Origin of the sequence: Janibacter sp. HTCC2649 (genome assembly GCF_000152705.1) — a bacterium.
Classification (GTDB): Bacteria; Actinomycetota; Actinomycetes; order Actinomycetales; family Dermatophilaceae; genus Knoellia.
The window spans coordinates 927,355-951,895 of sequence record NZ_CH672413.1; the positions used below are offsets into that span (position 1 = coordinate 927,355).

Consider the following 24,541-nt stretch of genomic DNA (forward strand, 5'->3'; position numbering starts at 1 on the left):
GTCAGCCCTGCTTCCACGGGAGGCCGGCGACCTTCCAGCCGGCCACGGTGCGGTGACCCTCGGAGTCGTGGGGACCTTCAAAACCTTCAAGGACGTTGTATGCCGGTCCCAGGCCTGCCGCTGTGGCTGCCTCCGCCGCGGCGATGGAGCGCACACCCGAGCGGCACAGGAAGTAGACGGGCTTGCCCTCGCCGACACCGGCGGCGCGCAACTCGTCCACAAAGGAGTCGTTGATGCTGCCGTCGGGGTACTGCTGCCACTCGACGAGCAACGGCTGGCGGGACGGATCCAGCTGCGGGACACCGACATAGGACCACTCGGCACGCGTGCGCACATCGACGAGGACAGCGTCCTCGCTCTGGGTCACCGCGGCAAAGGCCTCGGACGGAGTGACATCACCGGCATAGCTCATGGCGCCAGCCTAGGTGCGCCCCGCACGTTGCGGGAGCGCTGGTTCAGAGACCGGACTCAGCGGTGCGCACGAGGATGCGACGGCACTCCTCGCACCGGTGGACCTCGTCCTGGGGAGCCGACTTGATCTCCCGGAGGGCAACCGGGTTGAGCTCCAGCTGGCAGCCACCACAACGGCGCTGTCGAAGCGGTGCAGCACCCGTGCCACTCGTCGCCCGGATCTTGTCGTAGAGCGCCACGAGCTCGACACCTGCAGCGTGCACGAGACCATCGCGTGGGGCGGCAACTTCTGCCTCATCCGCGTCGAGCTCGGCAAGGCGCTTGTCACGAGCCGCTTCGAGCTCCGTGAGCCGGTCCGTGATCTCGCCGCGGCCCCGCTCGAGCTCGGACACGTCGGACTGGACCGCTTCGGCGCGCTCCATCACCTCGAGCTCGACGTCCTCGAGCTCTGACTGGCGACGCGCCAGCGACTCGAGCTCGTGCTGGATGGCGGTGAGGTCCTTGGCGCTGCCGGTGCCCGAGTCCAGACGCTGCTGGTCGCGCGTGGCGCGGTCGCGCACCTGCTGCACGTCGCCGTCGGCCTTGATGACCTCACGCTGGATGTCACTGAGCTCCGTGCGCGAACGCACGAGCTGGTCATCGAGCAGGCTGGCCTTGCCCTCGAGGTCGGCGATCTCGGCCAGCTGCGGGAGGGTCTTGCGCGCGTGGGCGATCTGCGACAGACGCGTGTCGAGGGCCTGGAGGTCGAGGAGCTTGGACTGTTGTCCGGGTTCGGCTTTCACGGCATTCCTCCGGCTGTTGTTGCTCCGACCGTGAAGGTCCACGGGTCGGTGCGCACTGTGCTGATGTCGATGTCCACCCTAAGGGCAGCGGCGAGGGCGTCACGCACGGTTGGCAGCCACACGGACTCGCTCGACCAGTGGCCGGCGTCGACGAGGTAGGGCGTGCCTCCCCTGGCCTCTTCGCGAGCCTCGAGCGCGGGATGGTGACGCAGGTCGGCGGTCACGTAGACATCGGCTCCGGACGCTCGAACGGCGTCGAACTGGTCGTCGCCCGCTCCCCCGAGAACGGCGACCTTCTCGACCATCGCGTCGGCCGGGCCGGCGACGCGCAGACCGGCAGCGGCAGCCGGCAGGGCGGCATACAGGGCCGTGGCGAAGTCGCCCAAGGTCAGGGGTGAGGCGAGGAGGCCGACGCGACCGAGCGGTTGTCCCTCGACGAGGGCGAGGGGCTCGGTGGCGGTCAGGCCGGCTGCCACGGCCAAGGCCTCGCACACTCCGGCCGCTGCGACGTCGGCGTTGGTGTGCGCCACGTAGAGCGCGATGTCACCGACGACGAGGCCCGTGACGCTCGCACCCTTGGACGTCGTGGTGGCCACCGAATGGATGCCGCGCAGGAGGAGCGGGTGGTGGGTGATGAGGAGGTCGGCCTGCGTGGCCCGAGCCTCCTCGATGACGGCGAGGGTCGGGTCGAGTGCAAGCAGGATGCGCTCGACCGGCTGCTCCGGGTCCCCCGTCACCAGGCCCACCTGGTCCCACGACTGCGCGGTGTCCAGCGGGTAGAGGCGTTCCAGGACATCGACGACGTCACGCAGGAGCAGGGTCATGTGGGCCCGGCCGGCCTCGAACCGACGACACCCGCGGTGTAAACGCGGTGCTCTACCAACTGAGCTACAGGCCCCGACACGGCGCGGGGCCGTGACCGGTCGCCCATTGTGTCAGGCGATGACCACGATCGGGTCAGGCGTGCGACATCGCTGTGTGATAGCCGCTGAAGTCACGGCGATCGCCGATGCCGGTGACGAGGGACCAACGGATGACGCCGTCACGGTCGATGAGGAAGGTGCCACGGCGCGCAACGCCGGCCTTCTCGTCGAAGACGCCGTAGGCCCTGGCCACCTCTCCGTGGGGCCAGAAGTCGGACAGGAGCGGGAAGAAGTAGCCGTCGCGGTCGGCGTAGGCCCGCAGGGAGAACATCGCGTCACACGAGATCGTGAGGACCTGGACGTCCTCGGACACGAAGCGCCCGAGATCGTCGCGGATCTCGGTCAGCTCACCGGTGCAGATTCCGGAGAACGCCCACGGGTAGAACACGAGGAGGACGTTGCGGCGCCCGAGGTGGTCCGTGAGCGAAACATCAGCACCGTTCTGGTCGCGCAGCGTGAAGTGAGGAGCACGCTTCCCCACTTCAAGGCCCGACATGGCGTCCGTCATGCCTGCAGTCTGCCGCAGAACGATCAGAGCCGTCCCCTGGGTGCGCCGAGCTTGATGGCCCGCCAGTGGGGAGACGCGTGGAAAGCGCCACCGGAGTGCAGACCCGCGGTCGCGGCTGCTTCGTCGATCTCGGCGGCGTCGACTGCGCCGTCCTTGGCGTCCTTGGGTGTGAGAGCCACGACGAAGCCGCCCTCGGCGAGAACTCCGACGAGATCGACGAGCGCATCGGTGAGGTCGCCGTCGTCGGCGCGCCACCAGAAGACGACCGCGTGGGCCTCCCCGGTGTAGTCCTCGTCCTCGAGGTCGGATCCGATGACGTCCTCGACGGCGAAGCGGAAGTCGTCGTCGACGTCGTCGTCCCAGCCGAACTCCTGCACGATCTGCTCGGCGGCAAAGCCGAGGCGCTCGACGGCACCTGAGCCGTCAGGCCCGGCTTCGGCGGGCGGTGGTGCAGCGGTGTTCACGGTGGGGCTACCTCTCGTCGTGGATGTCTGGAGTCACTAGTTGACTAGGAAGATCGTCGCTGGTGCAAGCGGTTCTCGACATTTGCCGGGCATCACGCGCTCTGGCGGCCTCGTCACGGAGGAATTCCGTGGCGGTCTGGAGGTCGAGATGAGGCACCATCACGTCGACGGGCCCCGGGGTCGAGACCAGCGTGACACCTGCGAGGTCGAGGCGCCGGTCCAGGGGTCCCTGGGCGAGAGTGAGCGACTGAACTCGGGCGTGCGGCATGACCGAGACGCGGCGCGACAGGCGGCCGGCGCGGACCATGACCGAGTGCGGCGACACGGCAAAGCCCGACCGCCGCCAACTCAGCCAGTCGAACCTCCTGGCCCGGGGCGACACGAGGGTCCAGCCGCCGTCGGTCCCGTCTCCGAGAGCGGCGCGTCGCAGGTCGGCCTCGGAGAGGGCCGGATCGAGGAGGATGAGGACGTCCAGCGCCTGGTCGAGCGTCCCGACGCGAAGCACCGTGGTCTCGTCGTCGTCATCGCCCGCAGAGTCATGGGCGATCCCGGCGACATTGACCTTGACCCGCCACCAACCGAGCGGTCGCCACCACAGCGGCTGCACCATCCCGACCGCCTGGATGCGGTGGAGCGGGACGGTCGTCGTCCGCTTGTCGGTGAGCCCGTGCTGGATCCGCACCGACGTGCCGGTGTCGGCGAGATGGAAGTTGCCGTGCTTGAGCAGCTCCCCGACGCGGTTGACCGCGATACCGAAGGCGATGGGCCCGAGGGCCGGAAGCGCGATCGCGGCACCGGTGAGCGCCTCGAACCTCGATCCGTAGGCCGCGAGCGCAACGCTCCCGGCCAGCAGGGCCATGACGCCGAGGAAGATCGTTCCGCCGTGGAGGATCGTCGCGACGAAGAGGCGCGAGTTCGGCACGCGCAGCACCTCGCGCCCCTCATCGGTGCCGAACGACCTGGGCTGGTCGAGGGCTTGGGCACCCACGTCGTCCGTGACACCGTCAGCGCCCACCGAGCGGGCCGGAGCTGCCTCGTCACGACGGCCGGCGAGGGCGAGGAGCTCACCGCGGACCTGGTCGGCGCGACCCGCACTGAGGAAGGCGAGCTTGAGCTGGGAGTCGCCGCCACCTGCGGACTGGACGATGACCTGGGACAGGCCGGTGATCTGCGCGAGCAGGGGCCGGCTGATCTCGATGGCCTGGACCCGCTCGAGAGGCACCTGGCGGTGCTCGCGGAAGATCCATCCCTTGCGGAACTCGATCTGCCCGTCAGCCACGCGGAACTTCGCGAACCGCCACGAGAGCCAGCCCAGGAGACCAACCACACCGAGGACGGTGAGGAGGACGGCACCGGCGATGAGCGAGTGGTCGAACAGCACCCCGAGACCTTCACGAAGGCCCTGGTCTGTCCCGTCGTCTCCACCACTGTCCCCGCCACCCAACGAACGGAAGATGTCGTCGACGAACTGCGTCGCGGCATACCCGAGGACCGCAATGCCGGCCACACCGAAACGCAAGAAGGGCGACAACGGGTGCAGGTGTTGCCACTCGTGCAGCTCGAGGTCGCGCCCTGCCGAGGTCGACACGTCGGCAGGAGTCTGAGGAGCTGAATCGGGTTGTGTCACAGGCCCGCTCGCTGAGCCTCGCCGCGCGCGGCCAGGCGTCCCCGCAGCGCTTCGGCCTCATCGACAGGCAGCCCCGGCAGCGTTCCACCGCTCTCGGGTGAAGCGGTGTGGAACTCGCACGACGCGATGCCACGCGAGCGCATCAGCGGTCCGGACTCGACGTCGATGTACTGGAGGCGGCCGTAGGGGATGCTCACGAGCGAACGGAACAGGCGCCCCTTGCGGATGACGATCTCGTCGGGCAGTTCGATCCAGGTGATGGCCGACACCTGCCGCACGATGAGCCACGCGCCCCAGCCGAGGAACACTGCGGCCACGGCGGCGCCGATCCAGAACCAGGGCGACACGAGCACGGCCAGGACGATGAACGCCACGAGGAAAGGCACGAGCCACACGAAGAGCGTGATGAGACGCACCGTGCGCAGCGCAGGACTCACGGGACGCCACGGCAGCTCGTCGCCCCGAAGGGTCACAGCGGCCGGGTCGAGCGGAGTGGTCATGGGGCCAGCCTGCCATTCGACCCCGGGGTGCCTGCCATGTGAACCCGACTGTGACCGCCACCACTTCCAGTGGAAGGATGGATCACTCGGCCCCACCGGGTCGGATCCGCAAGCAAGAAGGAGCATCGTCGTGACGTTTCGCGAGGAAGCCGGTCCAATTCTCAATGGCCTTCCCAGCAGCCTCACCGACATCGACCCCGAGGAGACCTCGGAGTGGTTGGCATCGCTTGACCAGGTGATCGACGAGGGTGGCCGCAAGCGGGCCCGCTACCTCATGCTGCGCCTGCTCGAGCGGGCGCGCGAGAGCCAGATCGGTGTTCCCTCCCTCACGGCAACGGACTACGTCAACAGCATCGACCAGGAGCAAGAGCCCTGGTTCCCCGGTGACGAAGAGGTCGAGCGGCAGTACCGCCGGTGGATCCGGTGGAACGCCGCCGTCATGGTCCACCGCGCGCAGCGACCCGGTGTCTCGGTCGGTGGCCACATCTCCACCTACGCCTCCGCGGCCACGCTCTACGAAGTCGGCATGAACCACTTCTTCCGCGGCCAGGACCACCCCGGTGGCGGTGACCAGATCTTCTACCAGGGCCACGCCTCCCCCGGCATGTACGCCCGCAGCTTCCTCGAGGGCCACCTCAGCGAGACCGACCTCGACGGATTCCGCCAGGAGAAGAGCCACATCGTCGACGGCAAGATCCGGGCGCTGTCGTCCTACCCGCACCCGCGGATGATGCCGGACTACTGGCAGTTCCCGACGGTGTCGATGGGCATCGGCCCGATGAACGCGATCTACCAGGCGCAGTTCAACAAGTACCTCCAGAACCGCGGCATCAAGGACACCTCCGAGCAGCGCGTGTGGGCCTTCCTCGGCGACGGCGAGATGGACGAGCCCGAATCCCGTGGTCTGCTCCAGCTCGCGGCCAACGAGGAGCTCGACAACCTCACCTTCGTCGTCAACTGCAACCTGCAGCGCCTCGACGGCCCGGTCCGCGGCAACGGCAAGATCATCCAGGAGCTCGAGGCGTTCTTCCGCGGTGCGGGCTGGAACGTCGTCAAGGTCATCTGGGGCCGTGGCTGGGACCCGCTGCTCGCGGCCGACCGCGACCACGCCCTGCGGCACATCATGAACACGACGACCGACGGTGACTACCAGACGTTCCGCGCCAACGACGGTGCCTACGTCCGCGAGGAGTTCTTCGGTCGCGACCCGCGCACCCGCAAGATGGTCGAGAACCTCACCGACGAGCAGATCTGGCACGACCTGCAGCGCGGTGGCCACGACTACCGCAAGGTCTTCGCCGGCTACCAGGCCGCGGTCAACCACACCGGTCAGCCGACCGTCGTCCTCGCCCACACGATCAAGGGCTACGGCCTGGGCAAGGGCTTCGCCGGTCGCAACGCGACGCACCAGATGAAGAAGATGTCGGTCGACGACCTCAAGGGCTTCCGCGACCAGCTGCGGCTCCCCATCACCGACGCGCAGATCGAGGAGAACCCGTACCAGCCGCCGTACTTCCACCCCGGCGAGAACGACTCGACGCTCGACTACATGCTCGAGCGTCGCCGGGCACTCGGTGGCTCGATCCCCCAGCGACGCAGCAAGTACACCCAGCTCTCGCTCCCCGGGGACGAGGCCTACGCCCAGGTTCGCAAGGGCTCCGGCAAGCAGACCATCGCGACGACCATGGCGTTCGTCCGACTGCTCAAGGACCTCATGCGCGACAAGGAGTTCGGCAAGCGGATCGTGCCGATCATCCCCGACGAAGCTCGCACGTTCGGCATGGACTCGTTCTTCCCGACGCTGAAGATCTACAACCCCCACGGGCAGAACTACACCCCCGTCGACCACGACCTGATGCTCAGCTATCGCGAGTCGGTGTCCGGGCAGATCCTGCACGCCGGCATCAACGAGGCCGGGTCCGTGGCGGCGTTCACGGCAGCGGGTTCGAGCTACTCGACGCACGGCGAGCCGATGATCCCGATCTACGTCTTCTACTCGATGTTCGGGTTCCAGCGCACCGGTGACTCCATCTGGGCGGCCGCCGACCAGCTGAGCCGCGGCTTCCTCATCGGGGCCACGGCGGGTCGCACCACACTGACCGGCGAGGGCACCCAGCACGCGGACGGACACTCGCCGCTGCTGGCCTCGACGAACCCCGGTGTCATCACCTACGACCCGGCCTACGGCTACGAGATCGCGCACATCATGCGCGAGGGCCTGCGACGGATGTATGGCGAGACGCCCGAGAACGTCATCTTCTACATCACCGTCTACAACGAGCCCAACGTGCAGCCGAAGGAGCCCGAGGACCTCGACATCGACGGTCTCCTGCGAGGGATGTACCTCCTCGAGAAGGCCGACACCTCCGGCTGGACCCACACCCCGGCCCGCGCGCAACTCATGGCGTCCGGCGTCGGTGTGCCGTGGGCACTCGAGGCCAAGCGCCTCCTCGCCGACCACTGGGGTGTTGCGGCCGACGTCTGGTCCGTGACCTCTTGGGGCGAGCTGCGGCGTGACGGTCTCGCGGCGGACGAGGAGGCCTTCCTCCACCCCGAGAACGAGACCCGAGTGCCCTACGTGACGCAGAAGCTCAAGGACGTCGAGGGCCCCGTGCTCGCGACCTCCGACTACATGCGTGCGGTGCCCGACCAGATCGCGCAGTACGTCCCCGGCGAGTTCCACTCGCTCGGCACCGACGGCTTCGGTTTTGCCGACACGCGTCCGGCGGCACGGCGCTTCTTCCACGTCGACGGCCCCTCGCTGGCGGTGCGCACCCTCCAGGTGCTCGCTGCCCGTGGCGAGATCGCCGCCGACATCCCGGGCAAGGCTGCCGAGAAGTACGACCTGCTCGACGTCCGCGCCGGCACGAGCGGCAACGAGGGCGGCGACAGCTAAGACCACCCCGACTTCGTGCCCGAGACGGACAGCCGAGCCCCGCGAGGCTGTCCGTCTCGGGCACGAAGACGCAAACTTGGGTATGCCGCCCGCTCGCCTCAGCCGATGAGGCCGAGTCTGCGGGCGGTCGCCACGGCTCCCGTGCGCGAGTCCGCTTCGAGCTTGCCGAAAAGGTGGCGCAGGTGGGTCTTCACCGTCGCGCGGCTGATGAAGAGCTGCTTGGCGATCTCGTCGTTGGACAGGCCCTCGCCGACGAGAACGAGGACCTCGCGTTCGCGTTCACTCAGGGGCCGCTGACCGACACGCATCGTCTCGACGACACGTTGGGTGAGCTGGGCCGACAGCACCGTCTCACCGACGGCGGCCGCTCGGATCGCGGCGATGATCTCGTCGGGCAGGGCGTCCTTGAGCAGGTAGCCCGCCGCCCCCGCCTCCACGGCTCTGACAATGTCGGCGTCGTGGTCGAAGGTCGTGATGATGAGCACGGCCACGTCCGGGTGGGTCGCCCGCACAGCCCTGGTCACGCCCACCCCGTCGAGCCCGGCGCCGAGTCGCAGGTCGCTGAGCACGACGTCGGGAGAGGTCGATCCGACGAGTGCCAGGGCTTCGTCACCGTTGCCTGCTTCACCGACGATCTCGATGCAGGGCGAGGCCGCGAGCAGGGTGCGCATGCCCGAGCGCACCACCGGGTGGTCGTCAACGATGAGCACCCGGATCGGGCTTTCGGGGTGGGTGATGCCGGGCTCGGTCATCGAGCAGTCCCAAGCGGCAGGTGGGCCGAGAGGGCGGTGCCCTCCCCCGGCGCGGACTCGAGCACGAGGTCTCCCCCGAGCTCGCGCAACCGTGCCCTTGTCGACGGCAGGCCGTAGCCGCCATGGCTGTAGGCCCCCGCCCGCTCAGCCACCGCTTCGGGGTCGAAGCCCCGTCCGTCGTCGACGACCTCGAGCAGGACACGGTCCTCGAGGCCAGAGAGGGTCACGACGACCCGGCCGGCGCCCGAGTGTGATCGGACATTGGCGAGGGCGCCTTGCGCAGTGCGCAGCAGCGCGACCTCGTTGGCGGTCGGCAGGTGCAGCGGCTCACCCTCGACTCTCAACTCCGTGGCTATGCCGGTCTCCCGCGAGAGCGTGTCGACGATTCGTCCCAGCGCCTGCACCAAACCGCTGTCCGACAACGTTTTTGGCGCAAGGGCACTGACCACCTCACGCGCTTCGGTCAGGTTGCTGCTGGCCGTGGACTCGATCTGGGTGAGCAGGTCGGTGAGCCCCGCTTCACCCGCGACGACGGATCGCCCGCGGGCGAGCAGAACGATCGACGAGAAGCCCTGGGCGAGAGTGTCGTGGATGTCGCGCGACAGCCGTCCACGCTCCTGGAGGACGCCGGCTTCGCGTTGTGAGGACGCGAGCTCGTCGTGCAGGGCGGCCATCTCGTCCTGGGCCTTGACGAGTGAGTCGACGAGTCGTTGCCGCTCGATGGCGTCGCGCACGAGCTGGTGCTGGCCCCGGGACAGAGCGAAGGCGAAGAGGGCACCAATGGCCGGTCCGAGCGCCTCGGCGACTGTCAGCCCTCCGGTCTCGAACCAGGGACGCCAGATCACGACTGCGAGAACGCCGACGCTGATCACTACCGCCCACCGCACGGGGAAGAAGTGCGGGATGAGGAGCCACAGGCTGAAGGCCAGCCAGACATTCTCGGAGGACACGAGGACGAGGGCCAGCCAGCAGGCCACGAGTCCAAGCAGCCACCAACGGCCGTGGGTGCCAGCCACCGCCGACCCGGACGGATCGGTCGAGCGGGCACCCCACCGCAGGCCCACGGCATACCAGGCAAGAAGGGCGACGGCAGCGACGACCAGCGGGACGCGAGGAGCGCCGGTCGACCAGGAACGCGTCACGCAGACGGCGGCCAGCACCCCGAAGAGGATGTGCTGGACCACCGTCAGCGTGCGCATGACGCGGTGCATGTCGGCGACGCTACTTCAGCCGACCGGAGCGAGGTCCGAAGGCTGGGGCTGTGCCGTCACTGCTTCGATCTGCGGAGGACGCGTCGGCCACCAGACCCGGTCTCCGAGGAGTCCGAAGACCCCGGGGACGAGCACGGTGCGGACGAGGAACGTGTCGATGACGACGCCGAGCCCGACGATGAGGCCAAGCTGACCCAGCGCCACGAGCGGCAGCACTCCCAGCGCGGCGAAGACGGCAGCGAGCACCAGCCCTGCACTCGTGATGACGGCTCCGGTGCCAGCCACCGCGCGCACCATCCCGGGCCGGGTGCCATGGACGACAGCCTCGGAGCGGGCACGGTGGACGAGGAAGATCGTGTAGTCGATCCCGAGGGCCACGAGGAAGAGGAACGACAGCAGCGGGACCTGGAGGTCGAGGGCCGGCCAGTCGAGGAGGTGTCGACCGATCCATGAGCCGGCGCCGATCGTCGCGAGGGCGCTGACGATGTTGACCCCGAGGAGGACCATCGGCGCGACGAGCGAACGGGTCAGCGCGACGAGGACCAGCGCATTGACGAGCAGGATGAGCGGCACGATGAGCATCAGGTCGCGGCTGTTGCCGTCGCGGGCGTCGAGGTCGACGGCCTGCTGACCACCGACGACGGCATCGGCTCCGGGCACGGCATGGGCCGCCGAGCGCACGGTCTCCACCGTCTCCCGTGCGGTCGCGGTGCCAGGGTCAGCCTGTGTGATGACGCTGATCCGCGCGAGTGGGGTCGCACCGGGTGTCGTGCCCTCGATCGGCCGAACAGAGTCGACTCCGGGGAGGCTCGACAGGGCAACCGTCACCGCATCGACGCGGTCGGCATTCGTCACCACGGTGAGTGGCTGAGCCGCACCCGCCGGGAAGTGCTGGCTCAGCACCTCGAGCCCGGTGGCCGACTCGGACGCGACACGGAACTGTTCGGTCTGAGCGAGGCCGACTTTGGTCCCTGCGAGTCCGGCCGCGAGCACGCCGAGGACGAGCAGTCCCGATGCCACGACGGCGGCGGGGCGACGCATGACGGCTCCGGCGACCGAACCCCACAGGGAGGAAGCGTGTTCATCGGTGCGATCGACGACGGGCACCATCGGCCAGAAGATCCGGCGCCCGGTGACCGCGAGCGCCGCAGGGAGCAGAGTGAGCACGGCAACGAGAGCGACGACGAGGCCGAGCGCAGTGGCCAAGCCAAGTCCGCGAGTGCCGGGGATGACGGCGAGTGCCAAGGTGGCCAGGGCCACGACGACGGTGGCGTTGCTCGCGACGATGGCGGGCACGGTGGCGCGCCATGCTTGGGCGAGAGCGATCCGGTGGTCCGGCTCGTGACGAAGTTTCTCGCGGTAACGCGAGATGAGCAGCATCGCGTAGTTCGTGCCCGCACCGAAGACGAGGACGCTGACGATGCCGGCGTCGAAGGAGAGGTCCGCGGCCGAGCCGAGCGCCTTGGTGAGGACGGTGGCCAATTGATCGGCGAGGCCGACGACGATGACGGGGACGAGCCAGAGGATGGGCGAGCGATAGGTCAGCAGGAGGAGCAGGGCCACCACTGCGATCGTCACCAGGAGCAGGGTGATGTTGGCGCCGTCGAAGGCCTGAGCGATGTCGGCGCCAAAGGCCGGGCCGCCCGTGACGAGGACCGACATGCCGGCAGGTGTCTGGGCCCGCACGAGCTCACGAAGGTGGGTGATCGTGTCGGCGTTCGCGCCGTTGTCGTCCGAGGCGACCAGGGGAACCTGGACCAGTGCCGCCCGCCCGTCACCCGAGGTCACCGCCGGGGTGGCCGGATGGCCGTCGACCGGGGGCAGGGACTGTCCGAGGGCGGTCAACGCGGTCGTTTCAGCGTCGGTCACCACGGCCCCGTCGTCACGGGTTGCAACGACCAGGACGCTCTGGATGTCGGCGCTGGGGAACTGCTTCACCAGGTCGGCGACGCGTGCCGACTCCGAGGTGGTCGGAGCCGCGGAGGCCCGAGGTGGCGCCTGCGCCGCGCCGAGTCCGCCCATGATGCCGAGGCTGAGGAGGAGGCCGAGAGCGAGGGTGATCCAGGCTCCCCGGCGGGAGGTGAGAGCAGAGATGAGGGCCATGTCTCGACGGTAGGAATTCGACCCTCACCACCGCCTCCGCCCAGCATCAACCTTTCGGCCGATGAGGGAGCCACTTCGTGCCCGAAACGGACACGCTCGGTCGGCCGAAGGCCTCCCTCAGCGTGTCCGTTTCGGGCACGAAGTCGAACTGCAGGTCTCAGCGGGCGAGGAACGCCTTGCGCGCGGCGACGCAGATGTCGGGCTGGTCGCAGAAGACGCCGTCGACACCGGCCTCGAAGAAGCGGGTCACCTCGTCACCCATGCGGCCATACGTCGCCGGGTTGGTTCCGATCCGGTAGTCCACGGGAAGGAACGAGTTCTCGGCGCGGAAGGTCCACGGCGTGACGTCGAGCCCGACCTTGTGCGCGTCGGCGACGAGGCTGGTCGGTGTGCCGAGCGTCCCGTCGGCCTTGCGCGGGATGACGCGCGCCTTGTCGACACCGAGACCGTCGATGTCCTTGTCGAGCGACTTCAGACTGGCCGGCGTGAGGAGGTCGGTGTAGGTGCGCGGGTCCCCCTGGTCCTCGAGGTCGAACGGCCGGCCGCTCGCGCTGACGAGGAACACGAGGTTGGCCTTGTAGCCGAGCTCGTTGTCGAGACGGACCAGCGGGGTGAGCTCGAAGCTCTGCACCCACAGTGCGGCGTTCGGACGGTTGAGACCGTGCGTGCGAAGGGCCGTCATGAGGGCGACCTCGGGGTCGAGACCCGCCTCGTGCATGAAGGTCGAGTGCTTGATCTCGGGGATGACGCCGACCGTGCGACCGGTCTGGGTGCTGAGCTCCTCGCGCAGGGCGAGCACCTCCTCCAGGGTCGGCACCTCGAACTGACCGTCGTAGCTCGCGCTCTCGGGGCGCAGGGCAGGGATGCGCTCCTTCGCGCGCAGCGTCTTGAGCTCGGCGAGGGTGAAGTCCTCCACCCACCAGCCGGTGGTCGCCTTGCCATCGAGCGACTTGGTGACCTTGCGGTCGGCGAACTCGGGGTGGGTCGCGACGTCGGTCGTTCCGCCGATCTCCGGCTCGTGACGGTCGACGAGAACGCCGTCCTTGGTCATGACGAGGTCCGGCTCGATGTAGTCCGCCCCGAGCTGCACCGCCAGCCGGTAGGCCGCGAGCGTGTGCTCGGGCCGATACCCCGAGGCTCCGCGGTGAGCGTGGACGAGCGGGGTCGCAAACTTCGCAAGGCCGTTGGACGCAGGCGGTGCGTCGGCCTGCGCACCAGAGGTCAGGGCCACCGAAGAAAGGGCCAGACCGGTTGCCACGGACAGAGCTACCAGAGATCGCTTCATGCCCTTCAACGTAGGGCGGTGCCGGTCACACCGCCTGTCGAGGAGATGGACCGGAGGTGACCAGCCCCGAACACCTGGGCACCCGGCATACTCACGCATTTGTGGTTATGCGCCGGACTGTATAGTCTTGCATTGTGTCCAAGGTACTCACTTCCCTGCCCGTCGGCGAGCGCGTCGGCATCGCCTTCTCCGGAGGTCTCGACACCTCTGTTGCTGTCGCGTGGATGCGCGAGAAGGGCGCCGTTCCGTGCACGTACACGGCTGACCTCGGTCAGTACGACGAGCCCGAGATCGACACGGTGCCAACGCGCGCCGGAGAGTACGGCGCGGAGATCGCCCGGCTCGTCGACTGCCGCAGCGCACTCGTGGAGGAGGGCCTGTCAGCGATCGCCTGCGGCGCCTTCCACATTCGTAGTGGCGGCAAGACCTACTTCAACACCACCCCACTGGGTCGCGCCGTCACCGGCACCCTGCTCGTGCGCGCCATGCAGGCCGACGACGTCTCGATCTGGGGCGACGGGTCGACCTTCAAGGGCAACGACATCGAGCGCTTCTACCGCTACGGGCTGCTCGCCAACCCCGGCCTGCGCATCTACAAGCCGTGGCTCGACGCCGCGTTCGTGAGCGAACTGGGTGGCCGGCACGAGATGAGCGAGTGGCTCACCGCACGCGACCTTCCCTACAAGGCCAGCGCCGAGAAGGCCTACTCGACCGACGCCAACATCTGGGGCGCGACGCACGAGGCAAAGACGCTCGAGCACCTCGACGAGTCCATGGAGGTCGTCGAGCCGATCATGGGCGTCAAGCACTGGGACCCCTCCGTCGCGATCGAGCCGGAGGACGTGCGGATTCGCTTCGTCCAGGGCCGGCCCGTCGCGATCAACGGCGAGGACCTGCCCCCCGTCGCTCTCGTGGACCTCGCCAACACCATCGGTGGTCGCCACGGGCTCGGCATGTCCGACCAGATCGAGAACCGCATCATCGAGGCGAAGTCGCGCGGCATCTACGAGGCGCCGGGCATGGCCCTGCTCCACATCGCCTACGAGCGCCTGCTCAACGCGGTCCACAACGAGGACACCATCGCGAACTACCACACCGAAGGCCGTCGTCTCGGCCGTCTTCTCTACGAGGGCCGGTGGCTCGATCCGCAGTCGCTCATGATGCGCGAGGCGATCCAGCGGTGGATCGCGTCGGTCGTCACGGGCGAGGTCACCCTCCGGCTGCGTCGCGGGGACGACTACTCGATCGTCAACACGACGGGCGAGCACTTCAGCTACCACCCGGACAAGCTGTCGATGGAGCGAGTCGAGAACGCCGCATTCGGGCCCCTGGACCGGATCGGCCAGCTGACCATGCGCAACCTCGACATCGCCGACAGCCGGGCCAAGCTCGAGATCTACGCCGGCCAGCCCGTCGACCAGGGCCAGTTGCTCGTCGAGAACGGCACACTCTTCGGCGAGCTGCCTGCTGGCGGTTACGACCGCATCGCCGACAACCCCGCCGATGGCGGTCCCGACGACGACGCCCTCGACCGCGCTGCCATGGAGTTCGGAACCGACTGACACCCCCGCCTTGTGTGCCTGACAACGGGAAATTCCTCGTTCTCAGGCACACGAGGCGGGTGGGGTGGATGCTGGCGGGATGGACGGACGACGCCTTCTCGAGCGAGTGGTTGCGACCCTCGGCGTGCTGGGACTGGTCGCCGCCCTGCCGTTCTACGTGTCATCCGGACTGGTCGCTCCCCTGTGGGCCATCGTCGTCCTGCTGCTGATCTGGGCGGTGCTCGCAGTGTGCTCGGTCCGCTGGTTCACCCGGCGGCCGTGGGTCGTCCTGCTGCTTCCCTTCATCGCGGCGGCGGTGTGGTTCGCCACGATCACCTTCGGCGAACAGGTCCTCGACTGGCAGGCCTGAGGGCGCACACCGCGAGACGATCGCGTATGCCGTGTGGTTGTGCACGGCATACAAATAGACTTCCAGCGTGGCCACCTCGAAAAGCCGACCTTCGGCAGCGACCCGTCGTCGGGTCGAACGCACCGCCGGAGATCTCGGCGCGGCGGCTGTGCAGCAGATGGAGAGCGACCACGAGTGGTATCGCGCCCTGCCCGCCGAAGAACGCTCGTGGGTCGGGCTCGTCGCCCAGGCCGGCATCAAGTCGTTCATCGAGTGGTTCAGCGGCAGCCAGGACCACGCCCACGTCACCGCCGATGTCTTCGGCACGGCCCCGCGTGAGCTGACTCGCTCGATCAGCCTCGGCCAGACCCTCGACCTCATGCGCACCGTCGTCGACGTCGTCGAGCGCGAGTCGATGCACCTGGCATCCAGGGGCGATGAGACCAAGGTGCGCGAGGCCGTGCTGCGCTACAGCCGTGAGATCGCCTTCTCCGTCGCCGAGGTCTACGCCCACGCGGCCGAGGCGCGCGGCGCGTGGGACGCCCGACTCGAAGCCCTCGTCGTCGACGCGGTCATCCGTGGCGAAGCCGACGACTCCATGCAGTCGCGAGCGTCGGCACTTGGCTGGGGCACGACGACCGACGTGTGCGTCATCGTCGGATCCACCCCTGGCACAGGCACGGCACGAGTGGTCGACGAGCTGCACCGCGGCGCCAAACGACATGGCGTGGAGGTGCTCGTCGCCATCCACGGCCGCCGGATCGTCAGCATCGTCGGCCGTGTCACGGACGCCCTCACCACCGCGTCCCACCTCGCCGAACACTTCGGCGAGGGTCCGATCGTCGTGGGTCCCGTTGTCCCGCACCTGTATGCCGCGGGGCGCAGCGCGCGTGCCGCGCTCTCCGGTCACACCGCGGCTCCTGCCTGGCCCACCGCCCCTCGTCCGGTCCGCAGTGACGACCTCCTGGCGGAGCGGGCCCTGCTCGGCGACCTGCCCGCTCGCGCCGCTCTGGTGTCGAGTGTCTATGCGCCCCTGTCGGCCAGCGGCGGCGGCAATCTCCTCGAGACCGCAGCTGCCTATCTCGATGGCGGGCTCGGGCTCGAGGGCACGTCGCGCGCGCTCTTCGTCCACACCAACACCGTGCGCTATCGGCTCGGCAAGATCGCCGACACCATCGGCTACGACCTCACCGACCCGCACGACGCGCAGACGGTGCGCCTCGCTCTCGCCTACGGGCGAGTAGCCCCGGAACCGTCCGGTCGGCTCACGCGTGGAACCGGGACCGCCGCGCTCGAGTTGTAGGAAACCTACAGATCTCGGGCCCGAGAATCGTTGCTGCCCGTTGCTCCTCGAGCACCCGACGACGGCCACTCTGAAGAGGTGCTTGTCGTCGTCTGCCCTGGACAGGGCTCCCAGTCCCCCGGCTTCCTCACCCCTTGGCTCGACATCCCCGGTCTGCGCGAGCGGATGGGGTGGCTCTCCGCCGTCGCAGGCATCGATCTCGTCAAACACGGGACCGAGTCCGACGAGGAGACGATCAAGGACACGGCAGTCGCCCAGCCCCTCATCGTCGCGTCGGGACTCGTCTCGCTGCTGGCGCTGTTCCAGCACCCGGCAGACGGCTTCCGACTCGTCGGCGCCGGTGCGGGCCACTCCGTCGGTGAGATCACGGCCGCCGCAGCCGGTGGTGTGATCTCGGCCGAGCAGGCGATGGTCTTCGTGCGTGAGCGTGGCAATGCCATGGCCGCCGCGAGCGCCGTGCAGCCCACCGGGATGAGCGCCGTCATGGGTGGCGACCCCGATGAGGTCATCGCCGCGATCGAGCGCCACGGACTCACCCCCGCCAACATCAACGGCGCTGGCCAGGTCGTCGCCGCCGGCACGATGGAGCAGCTCGCTGCCCTCGCCGCTGACCCGCCGGCCAAGACCCGGGTCATCGCGCTCAAGGTCGCCGGCGCGTTCCACACTGAGCACATGGCCCCGGCCGTCAACGTGCTGGCTGGCTACGCCAAGGCGATGTCGACCCACGACGCCCGCGTGCCCCTCGTCTCCAACCGCGACGGCGCCGTCGTCCACAGCGGGCGCGAGGTGCTCGGCCGGCTCGTCAGCCAGGTGAGCAACCCGGTGCGCTGGGACCTCACGATGCAGACCTTCAAGGAGCTCGGCGTCACCGGGATCATCGAGATCCCGCCCGCGGGGACTCTGGCCGGTCTGGCCAAGCGCGCCCTCAAGGACGTCGAGATCCTCGCGCTCAAGTCGCCGGACGACCTTGAGCAGGCCCACCGCATGGTCAAGGAGCACGCCGTCTCGACGGGCGTCGCCCAGGACCCGACGTGGCGCCTCGTCATCAGCCCCGCCAAGGGCATGGTCTCGTTCACGGCGACCGAGCTCGGCACCGCCGTCGAGGCCGGGAGCGTCATCGCCACGGTGGGCACGCTGCGTGACTCCTACGACGTCGTCGCACCCCACGGCGGCCGCATCGTCGAGTGGCTCGTCGAGGACGGCGACCCCGTCTCCCCCGGCCAACCGATCCTTCGCCTGCACCCCCAGGAAGGCTGAGCCAGATGGCCCCAGTCATCGCCTCCACCACGGGGGCAGCCCACACGCGCATCTCCGGGATCGGCGCCTACCGCCCACGGCGCATCGTCCCCAACTCCGAGATCGTCGACGCGATCGACTCCTCGGACGAGTGGATCCAGGAGCGCTCCGGCATCAAGACCCGCTATCGCGCCGGCGACGGTGAGAGCGTCATCGAGATGTCCGAGGCGGCCTCGCGTGGCGCCCTGGAGATGGCTGGTCTGGAGCCCACCGACATCGACGCCGTCATCCTCGCGACGGTGACCCACCCGTACCAAACCCCCGCTGCCGCACCGGCGCTCGCGCACCTCATGGGCATGAGCAACCCGGCCGCCTTCGACATCTCGGCTGCCTGCGCGGGCTACTGCCACGGCATCTCGTTGGCCCACGACATGGTTCGAGGCGGCAGCGCCCGCAACGTCCTCGTCGTCGGAGTCGAGCGTCTCTCCGACTTCACCAGCCCGACCGACCGCGGCACCGCCTTCATCTTCGGTGACGGCGCCGGCGCCGCGATCGTCTCCCCGTCCGACACTCCGGCCATCGGGCCGACGGTGTGGGGCTCCGAGGGCGACAAGTGGGACGTCATCGCCCAGAACGACAGCTGGGTCGACGTGCGCGACCACGACCTCGGCTGGCCCACGATCGGCATGAAGGGCCAGAGCGTCTTCCGTTGGGCCGTGTGGGGCATGGCCCCCGTGGCGCAGAAGGCCCTCGACGCCGCCGGTGTCACGGTCGACCAGCTCGACGCCTTCATCCCGCACCAGGCGAACAACCGCATCATCGACGCGATGTGCAAGCAGCTCAAGATGCCCGAGCACGTTGCCGTCGCCCGCGATGTCATCGACTCCGCCAACACGTCGGCCGCCTCTGTGCCGCTCGCCACCGAGCGGCTGCTGCGCGAGGGCCTTGCCCCTCGCGGTGGCCTGGCCCTGCAGATCGGCTTCGGGGCAGGCCTCGTGTATGCCGCGCAGGTCGTCGTCCTGCCCTAGAGACTCCCGCGGTCCGCGGGTCATCACGGACCACAACGCACCACCCAGCAACACCCCAGAGCGTCCGCAACCGGCGGACCCGAACCATGAAGGAGCAGGACACATGGCTCAGAGCGAGCAGGAGATCCTCGCGGGTCTCGCAGAGATCGTCAACGAGGAGACCGGCCTCGACCCCGAGACCGTCCAGAGTGACAAGGCGTTCACGGACGACCTCGACATCGACTCGCTGTCGATGATGACGATCGTCGTCAACGCCGAGGAGAAGTTCGGCGTGCGCATCCCCGACGACGAGGTCAAGAACCTCCGCACCGTCGGCGACGCCGTCACGTTCATCAAGAACAGCCAGAGCTGAACCAGCTGATCCGTCGGCGCCGCCCCCACCTCGTGGGGGCGGCGCCGGGACACCACCCCCACGCCAAGGAGTCATCGACATGAGCACCGAACGTCGCGTCGTCGTCACGGGTCTCGGAGCCACCACCCCGCTCGGCGGGACGATCACCCAGACGTGGGAAGCGATCCTCGCCGGCACGTCGGGTGCCCGGCCGCTGACCCAGGAGTGGGTGGCGGAGTACGAACTGCCCGTCACGTTCGCCGCCTCGATCCACACCTCTCCCGAGGAGGTGCTGACGAAGGTCGAGTGCCGCCGCATGGACCTGAGCGCGCAGTACGCCATGGTCGCCTCCCGCGAGGCGTGGGCCGACGCCGGCGCCCCCGAGGTCGACCCCGAGCGCTTCATGGTCGCCATCGGCACCGGCATGGGCGGTGTCACCACGCTCCTGGGCCAGTGGGACAACCTGCGTGAGAAGGGCGTTCGCCGCGTCTTCCCCCTGACCGTCCCGATGATCATGCCCAACAGCAGCAGCGGCAACGTCTCGCTCGCGCTCGGAGCCAGGGCTGGCGCCCACACCGCCGTCTCGGCCTGTGCGTCCGGCGCCGAGTCGATGGCCCTGGCCATGGACCAGATCCGCCTGGGTCGCGCTGACATCGTCATCGCCGGCGGCACCGAAGCCGCCATCCACCCGCTTCCCTTCGCTGGCTTCTCGCAGATGCAGGCGCTCTCCAAGCGCAACGACGATCCGACCGCGGCATCCCGCCCCTATGACACGGGCCGTGACGGCTTCGTCATGGGTGAGGGCGCAGGCGTCATCGTCCTCGAGTCAGAAGAGCACGCCAAGGCCCGCGGGGCGCGGATCTACGCCGAACTCAGCGCGGCCGGGATCTCCTCCGACGCCTACCACATCAGCGCCCCGGAACCCGAGGGCGCCGGTGCCTCGCGAGCCATGCGCGAAGCGGTCGAGCGCGCCGGGCTCACCCCCAAGGACATCGTGCACATCAACGCGCACGCGACGTCGACCCCGGTCGGTGACATCGCGGAGGCCAACGCCATCCGCCGCGCCTTCGGTGACGACACCGACGGCATGTGCGTGAGTGGGACGAAGTCGATGACCGGCCACCTCCTTGGTGCCGCTGGCGCTCTCGAGGCCCTGTTCACCATCCTCTCGGTGCACCACCGCATCGCGCCCGCCACGATCAACATCGAGAACCTCGACCCCGAGATCCACCTCGATGTCGTCCGGGGCGAGCACCGCAAGCTCCCTGACGGTGACATCGCCGCGCTCAACAACTCCTTCGGCTTCGGCGGTCACAACGTGGCCCTCACCGTGAAGAGCGTCTGATGGCGCGCCAGCCCAACGAGTCCTCCGCGAGCGCGTCTGCAGCGACGAAGACCAAGCCGGACCGGGCGACCGACCCGCGCAACCCGCGGCTGCGACTCGAGGCCTTCTTCGACGACGGCTCGGTCGAGCTGATCACGCCCGAGGACGACTCGGGCATGCTCGCCGCCGTCGGCACGTGCCAGGGCGTGCGCGCTGTCGCCTTCTGCTCCGACGCCACGATCATGGGTGGCGCCATGGGCGTCGCCGGCTGCAAGGTCGTCGTGGCGGCGTACGAACGAGCGTTGGCGGACGGCATACCCGTCGTCGGCATCTGGCACTCCGGAGGCGCACGCCTGCCCGAAGGTGTCGTGAGCCTGCACGCCGTCGGGCTGGTCTTCGCGATCATGACCCGCGCGTCGGGCAAGATCCCGCAGATCTCTGTCGTCATCGGCGCCGCCGCCGGTGGCGCCGCCTACGGTCCCGCGTTGACCGACATCGTCATCCTGGCTCCGGACGGCCGCATCTTCGTCACCGGCCCAGATGTCGTCCGCTCGGTCACGGGTGAGAACGTCGATGCCCTGCGCCTCGGCGGACCCGAGCCGCACGGTCGTCGCAGCGGTGTGGTCCACGTCGTCACCGACTCCACCGAGCAGGCCTACGAGCGCGGCCGCCAGCTGTGCTCGTTGCTCGCCGACCAGGGCACGCTCGACGTGTCCAAGGTCGAGGACTTCGACCTCGAGGCGACCTTCCCCGAGTCGGCCAAGCGCGCCTACGACGTGCACCCGGTCGTGGACAACGTCCTCGACAAGGGCGCCGATTCCATTGAGCTGCACCCGCGTTGGGCTCCCAACATCGTCACGCAGCTCGGCCGCTTCGGTGGTCGCACGGTGGGTGTCATCGCCAACAACCCGATGCGCCTCGGTGGCTGCCTCGACTCCCCCTCGGCCGAGAAGGCCGCTCGCTTCGTGCGCATGTGCGACGCGTTCGGGGTGCCGCTCATCGTCCTCGTCGACGTCCCCGGCTACCTTCCCGGCGTCGGCCAGGAGTGGGACGGCGTCGTGCGTCGTGGGGCCAAGCTGCTGCACGCGTTCGCCGAGGCCGTCGTGCCCCGCGTGACACTCGTGACGCGCAAGACCTACGGCGGCGCGTACATCGCCATGAACGCCCGCTCACTCGGAGCCACCAAGGTCTTCGCGTGGCCCACCGCTCACGTGGCGGTCATGGGGTCCGTGGCTGCCATCCGGATCCTGCACCGTCGTCGCCTCGCCGAGGTCGATGACGCCGATCGCGCGGCGGTCGAGCAGCAGCTCGCCGAGGAGCACGACGCCCTGTCCGGTGGTCTGGCGCGCGCGGTCGAGATCGGGGTCGTCGACGAGATCGTCGAGCCCAACGTGACTCGATCGGCCCTGGCTCGGGCCATCTCCGAGGCGCCCCAACGCCGAGGGAACCACGGCAACATTCCCCTGTGATTTCCTCGCAGGCTCGGATCTCCCCGGAGGACCCCGCCCTGTAACCGGCATACCCCACTGCTTGTTCAGGCAAGCGAGAGGCCCGCTCCCCCTGTACGGGAGCGGGCCTCTCGACGCCGTGGTGGTGACGTGACGCAGTCGGCGTGTCAGCCGACCTTGTGCAGCCAACGGACGGGCGCGCCGTCACCGGCGTAGCGGAACGGCTCGAGCTCGTTGTCCCAGTCCGTGCCGAGGACCTCTTCGACCATCTCCGTGATGGCCTCGGGTGATCCCTGCGCGAGCATGAGGATCTCCTTGAGGCGCTCCTCGTTGATGACGTTGTCACCGCTGGCGGAGGTGTTGGAGTGGTGGATGCCCAGACTCGGGGTGTGGGACCAGCGCGAGCCGTCACAGCCAGCACTCGGGTCCTCGGTCACCTCGTAGCGCAGGCCCTGCCATCCGCGCAGGGTGGAGGCCAAGCGGGCGCCCGTGCCCTGCTCACCGATCCAGGACCACTCACCACGGTTGAAGCCGGGCGCAGCCGGCTGCGGGGTCCAGTCGATGGAGACGCGCGAGCCCGTAGCGGACTCGAGCGCCCAGTTGATGTGAGGGCACAGCGCTGCCGGGGCCGAGTGGATGAACACCACTCCCCGGGTCGACACACGTCGCGTCGCGACAGACATCCTGGCCTCCTTCACGTGCAAGGGACGTCTTCCCCAACGCCGTCGCACGTGTCTCTTGGAGGCAACAGATTCTGTATGCCGTTCAGCTTGCTGTGAGGGTGCCTCACGCACCGTTGTCAAAAGCCCCACGAGCGAACTCGGGAACCGTGAGCCACATCATGCCGCATGAGCACCAAGAACACCATGCGCGACACACGTTGACTCAGACCACACGCGTTGCTGCTCTCCTTACTGCACGTAACTAGTTATAAAGAACAATGTTCTCTAGTGACTATTTCCCAGATAGTCCTGAGCACGAATACCTACATTAACTATCTCATCTGGTCATTTCGGGTTGCGGGGCATGACTAGGAGCCTCACGCTGTGATCGCACCCGGAATTCGGGCATCCCCTGCTAGCACCACGAGGAGTACCCACGAATGGGAACCCACACCACTTTTGCCCGCCCCCTGCTGGCTGCCGTTGTTGTCGCCGCCGCAAGCATCAGCTGCCTCTCCGCCGCACCGGCCCAGGCCAAGAAGCCCACACCTCCCCCGCCAGCCACGACCGCCCTGCCGACCTATCCGACCTCCGTGGTCGGTGTGAGTCCGCAGGCAATGGAGAAGCCCAACGAGTCCGGGCGGACAATTCGCAGCCTGACGATGGACAACGGGAAGTTCTACGTCGGCTATGGGGACTACATCATCAATGGCGGCCCGACGAAGGTCACCACGTTCGACCCCACGACGAAGGTTTTCGCGGAGTCCGGTCTGACGGCACCGACCGAGGAGATCACGACCTTCCGCAAGATCAATGGCAAGCTCTACGCCCCCTGGAGTGACCCGACCGGCTCGGCCACGGCCAACCAGGGCTATTCCACGAATGCGAGCGGCACGTGGACCAACAAGTTCGCGGCCCCGGCAGAGCACGTCTTCGACGTCGCCACCCTCACCGGCTCGGACCTCTGGATGGTCGGGTCGGCCAAGAACGTCGTGGACGGCAAGGGCGGCGCCGCTGCCTACCGGTCCACCGACGGCGGTGCCACTTGGTCGCTCGTGTCCAAGGACACCTCGAGCACCGAGATGGGTCGCGAACGCTACTACTGGGCCGCAGCGCTCAACGGGAAGATGTACATGCAGGCTCAGGACGTGCTCGAGGGCGCTCCCCTGCGAGTCTTCAACGGCACCTCGTGGTCGACGATGCCCGGAGTGACTCCGTGCTCCACCGTCGAGGCGCGGGCGGTCGAGGTCTTCAAGGGCAAGATCATCTGCACGAAGTACGGATACGGGGTCATGGCCTTTGACGGCACCCGGGCCACGCAGGTGATGCCGCAGACCAGCTGGAACGTGCTCGACTTCGACGTCCCCGGTGACGGCTACATCTACGCCCTCTCGCGCGGCGGTGTCTACCGCAGCGCAGACGGACTCAGCTGGACCGGCCTGACCACCGTGCCCGAGTACGCCTGGGCCATCGGTGTGCACAACGGAACGATCTACCTCGGCGAGCGCCTCAACGGCACGATCCGCAAGGTCGACGGCCTGAACACCAATGCCCTCGCGACCACGACGGCAACGACGACCAGCACGGCAACGTGCAAGGGGAAGTCTGGCAAGACCTGCTGACCCAGCGCAGGTGACGAAGGCGGGTCGACCCACACCGGGTCGGCCCGCCTTCTGTCGTCCAAGGGAGTGGGGCGGCTGGGGCTTGAACCCAGGACCGACGGATTATGAGGCGGATTCAGGGCCGAGGGCCAGTAGGCCGCTGGCCTGCCCAGACACCACGTCGAGGCAGGTCAGAGGCCCTTTCCATGGCTGAGCCTGTCTCGGTCTGTCATGCCGTGGATTCGCATGCCGATGG

The 24,541-nt window shown here is 68.4% G+C and carries 22 protein-coding genes and 2 tRNA genes; 10 read left to right on the forward strand and 14 right to left on the reverse strand.

The window, feature by feature from the left end:
• Position 1 precedes the first annotated feature (1 nt).
• From JNB_RS04450 to JNB_RS04485, 8 genes are all read right to left on the reverse strand, one after another.
• The gene (locus JNB_RS04450) at positions 2-412 is read right to left on the reverse strand and encodes a rhodanese-like domain-containing protein (protein ID WP_009775217.1); all 411 of its coding nucleotides are present in this window, start codon (positions 410-412) and stop codon (positions 2-4) included.
• Positions 413-455: 43 nt separating this feature from the next.
• Entirely contained in the window at positions 456-1,193 is a 738-nt protein-coding gene (locus tag JNB_RS04455; RefSeq protein WP_009775218.1) for a zinc ribbon domain-containing protein, read from the reverse strand.
• Entirely contained in the window at positions 1,190-2,017 is an 828-nt protein-coding gene (locus JNB_RS04460) for a Nif3-like dinuclear metal center hexameric protein (RefSeq protein WP_009775219.1), read from the reverse strand. The genes JNB_RS04455 and JNB_RS04460 overlap by 4 nt, the downstream gene beginning before the upstream one ends.
• Position 2,018: 1 nt before the next feature.
• Positions 2,019-2,091: transfer RNA gene (locus JNB_RS04465), tRNA-Val, on the reverse strand.
• Between the two features lie 59 nt (positions 2,092-2,150).
• On the reverse strand, positions 2,151-2,624 hold the full coding sequence (locus tag JNB_RS04470) for a peroxiredoxin (protein ID WP_009775220.1): 474 nt from the start codon (positions 2,622-2,624) through the stop codon (positions 2,151-2,153).
• Positions 2,625-2,647: 23 nt separating this feature from the next.
• Entirely contained in the window at positions 2,648-3,088 is a 441-nt protein-coding gene (locus tag JNB_RS04475) for a DUF3052 family protein (RefSeq protein ID WP_009775221.1), read from the reverse strand.
• Between the two features lie 7 nt (positions 3,089-3,095).
• Positions 3,096-4,676 (reverse strand): PH domain-containing protein, encoded by a 1,581-nt coding sequence (locus JNB_RS04480; RefSeq protein ID WP_009775222.1) that lies wholly within the window; start codon positions 4,674-4,676, stop codon positions 3,096-3,098.
• 35 nt (positions 4,677-4,711) lie between these two features.
• Positions 4,712-5,215 carry a PH domain-containing protein gene (locus JNB_RS04485; RefSeq protein ID WP_009775223.1) on the reverse strand — a complete coding sequence of 168 codons (504 nt, stop codon included), beginning with the start codon at positions 5,213-5,215 and terminating at the stop codon, positions 4,712-4,714.
• Between the two features lie 130 nt (positions 5,216-5,345).
• Between JNB_RS04485 and aceE the strand changes: the two genes are divergently transcribed.
• The gene (aceE, locus tag JNB_RS04490; protein WP_009775224.1) at positions 5,346-8,111 is read left to right on the forward strand and encodes a pyruvate dehydrogenase (acetyl-transferring), homodimeric type; all 2,766 of its coding nucleotides are present in this window, start codon (positions 5,346-5,348) and stop codon (positions 8,109-8,111) included.
• A 98-nt stretch (positions 8,112-8,209) separates the two neighbouring features.
• Here aceE and JNB_RS04495 read toward each other — a convergent pair whose 3' ends face one another.
• From JNB_RS04495 to JNB_RS04510, 4 genes are all read right to left on the reverse strand, one after another.
• On the reverse strand, positions 8,210-8,863 hold the full coding sequence (locus JNB_RS04495) for a response regulator transcription factor (protein ID WP_009775225.1): 654 nt from the start codon (positions 8,861-8,863) through the stop codon (positions 8,210-8,212).
• Positions 8,860-10,074, reverse strand: a complete 1,215-nt coding sequence (locus tag JNB_RS04500; protein WP_009775226.1) for a sensor histidine kinase — start codon at positions 10,072-10,074, stop codon at positions 8,860-8,862. Before JNB_RS04500 ends, JNB_RS04495 begins: the two co-directional genes overlap by 4 nt.
• Before the next feature lie 15 nt (positions 10,075-10,089).
• Entirely contained in the window at positions 10,090-12,177 is a 2,088-nt protein-coding gene (locus JNB_RS04505) for an MMPL family transporter (RefSeq protein WP_009775227.1), read from the reverse strand.
• Positions 12,178-12,334: 157 nt separating this feature from the next.
• Positions 12,335-13,462, reverse strand: a complete 1,128-nt coding sequence (locus JNB_RS04510) for a glycerophosphodiester phosphodiesterase (protein WP_040883599.1) — start codon at positions 13,460-13,462, stop codon at positions 12,335-12,337.
• 134 nt (positions 13,463-13,596) lie between these two features.
• On the opposite strand from JNB_RS04510, the gene argG reads away from it, so the two are divergent.
• The 8 genes from argG to JNB_RS04550 all read left to right on the forward strand — a co-directional run bounded on the left by argG (position 13,597) and on the right by JNB_RS04550 (position 22,043).
• A complete protein-coding gene (argG, locus tag JNB_RS04515) occupies positions 13,597-15,024 on the forward strand; it encodes an argininosuccinate synthase (protein ID WP_009775229.1) in 1,428 nt (475 codons plus the stop codon).
• 79 nt (positions 15,025-15,103) lie between these two features.
• Positions 15,104-15,373: a hypothetical protein gene (locus tag JNB_RS04520; RefSeq protein ID WP_009775230.1), complete on the forward strand. Its 270-nt coding sequence runs from the start codon at positions 15,104-15,106 to the stop codon at positions 15,371-15,373.
• A gap of 67 nt (positions 15,374-15,440) precedes the next feature.
• Entirely contained in the window at positions 15,441-16,655 is a 1,215-nt protein-coding gene (locus tag JNB_RS04525; RefSeq protein WP_040883601.1) for a CdaR family transcriptional regulator, read from the forward strand.
• A gap of 78 nt (positions 16,656-16,733) precedes the next feature.
• Positions 16,734-17,912 carry an acyltransferase domain-containing protein gene (locus JNB_RS04530; RefSeq protein ID WP_009775232.1) on the forward strand — a complete coding sequence of 393 codons (1,179 nt, stop codon included), beginning with the start codon at positions 16,734-16,736 and terminating at the stop codon, positions 17,910-17,912.
• A gap of 5 nt (positions 17,913-17,917) precedes the next feature.
• Entirely contained in the window at positions 17,918-18,919 is a 1,002-nt protein-coding gene (locus JNB_RS04535; protein ID WP_009775233.1) for a beta-ketoacyl-ACP synthase III, read from the forward strand.
• Positions 18,920-19,022: 103 nt separating this feature from the next.
• Positions 19,023-19,271 (forward strand): acyl carrier protein, encoded by a 249-nt coding sequence (locus JNB_RS04540; protein WP_009775234.1) that lies wholly within the window; start codon positions 19,023-19,025, stop codon positions 19,269-19,271.
• Between the two features lie 79 nt (positions 19,272-19,350).
• A complete protein-coding gene (fabF, locus tag JNB_RS04545; protein ID WP_009775235.1) occupies positions 19,351-20,595 on the forward strand; it encodes a beta-ketoacyl-ACP synthase II in 1,245 nt (414 codons plus the stop codon).
• Complete coding sequence (locus JNB_RS04550) at positions 20,595-22,043, forward strand: acyl-CoA carboxylase subunit beta (protein ID WP_009775236.1); 1,449 nt, start codon at positions 20,595-20,597, stop codon at positions 22,041-22,043. The genes fabF and JNB_RS04550 overlap by 1 nt, the downstream gene beginning before the upstream one ends.
• A 146-nt stretch (positions 22,044-22,189) precedes the next feature.
• Here JNB_RS04550 and JNB_RS04555 read toward each other — a convergent pair whose 3' ends face one another.
• Positions 22,190-22,705 (reverse strand): DUF3145 domain-containing protein, encoded by a 516-nt coding sequence (locus JNB_RS04555; protein WP_040883604.1) that lies wholly within the window; start codon positions 22,703-22,705, stop codon positions 22,190-22,192.
• Positions 22,706-23,124: 419 nt separating this feature from the next.
• Between JNB_RS04555 and JNB_RS04560 the strand changes: the two genes are divergently transcribed.
• Entirely contained in the window at positions 23,125-24,306 is a 1,182-nt protein-coding gene (locus tag JNB_RS04560; protein ID WP_009775238.1) for a hypothetical protein, read from the forward strand.
• Positions 24,307-24,373: 67 nt separating this feature from the next.
• Here the strand turns inward: JNB_RS04560 and JNB_RS21250 are convergent.
• Positions 24,374-24,456 (reverse strand) — tRNA-OTHER (locus JNB_RS21250).
• Positions 24,457-24,541: the final 85 nt, after the last annotated feature.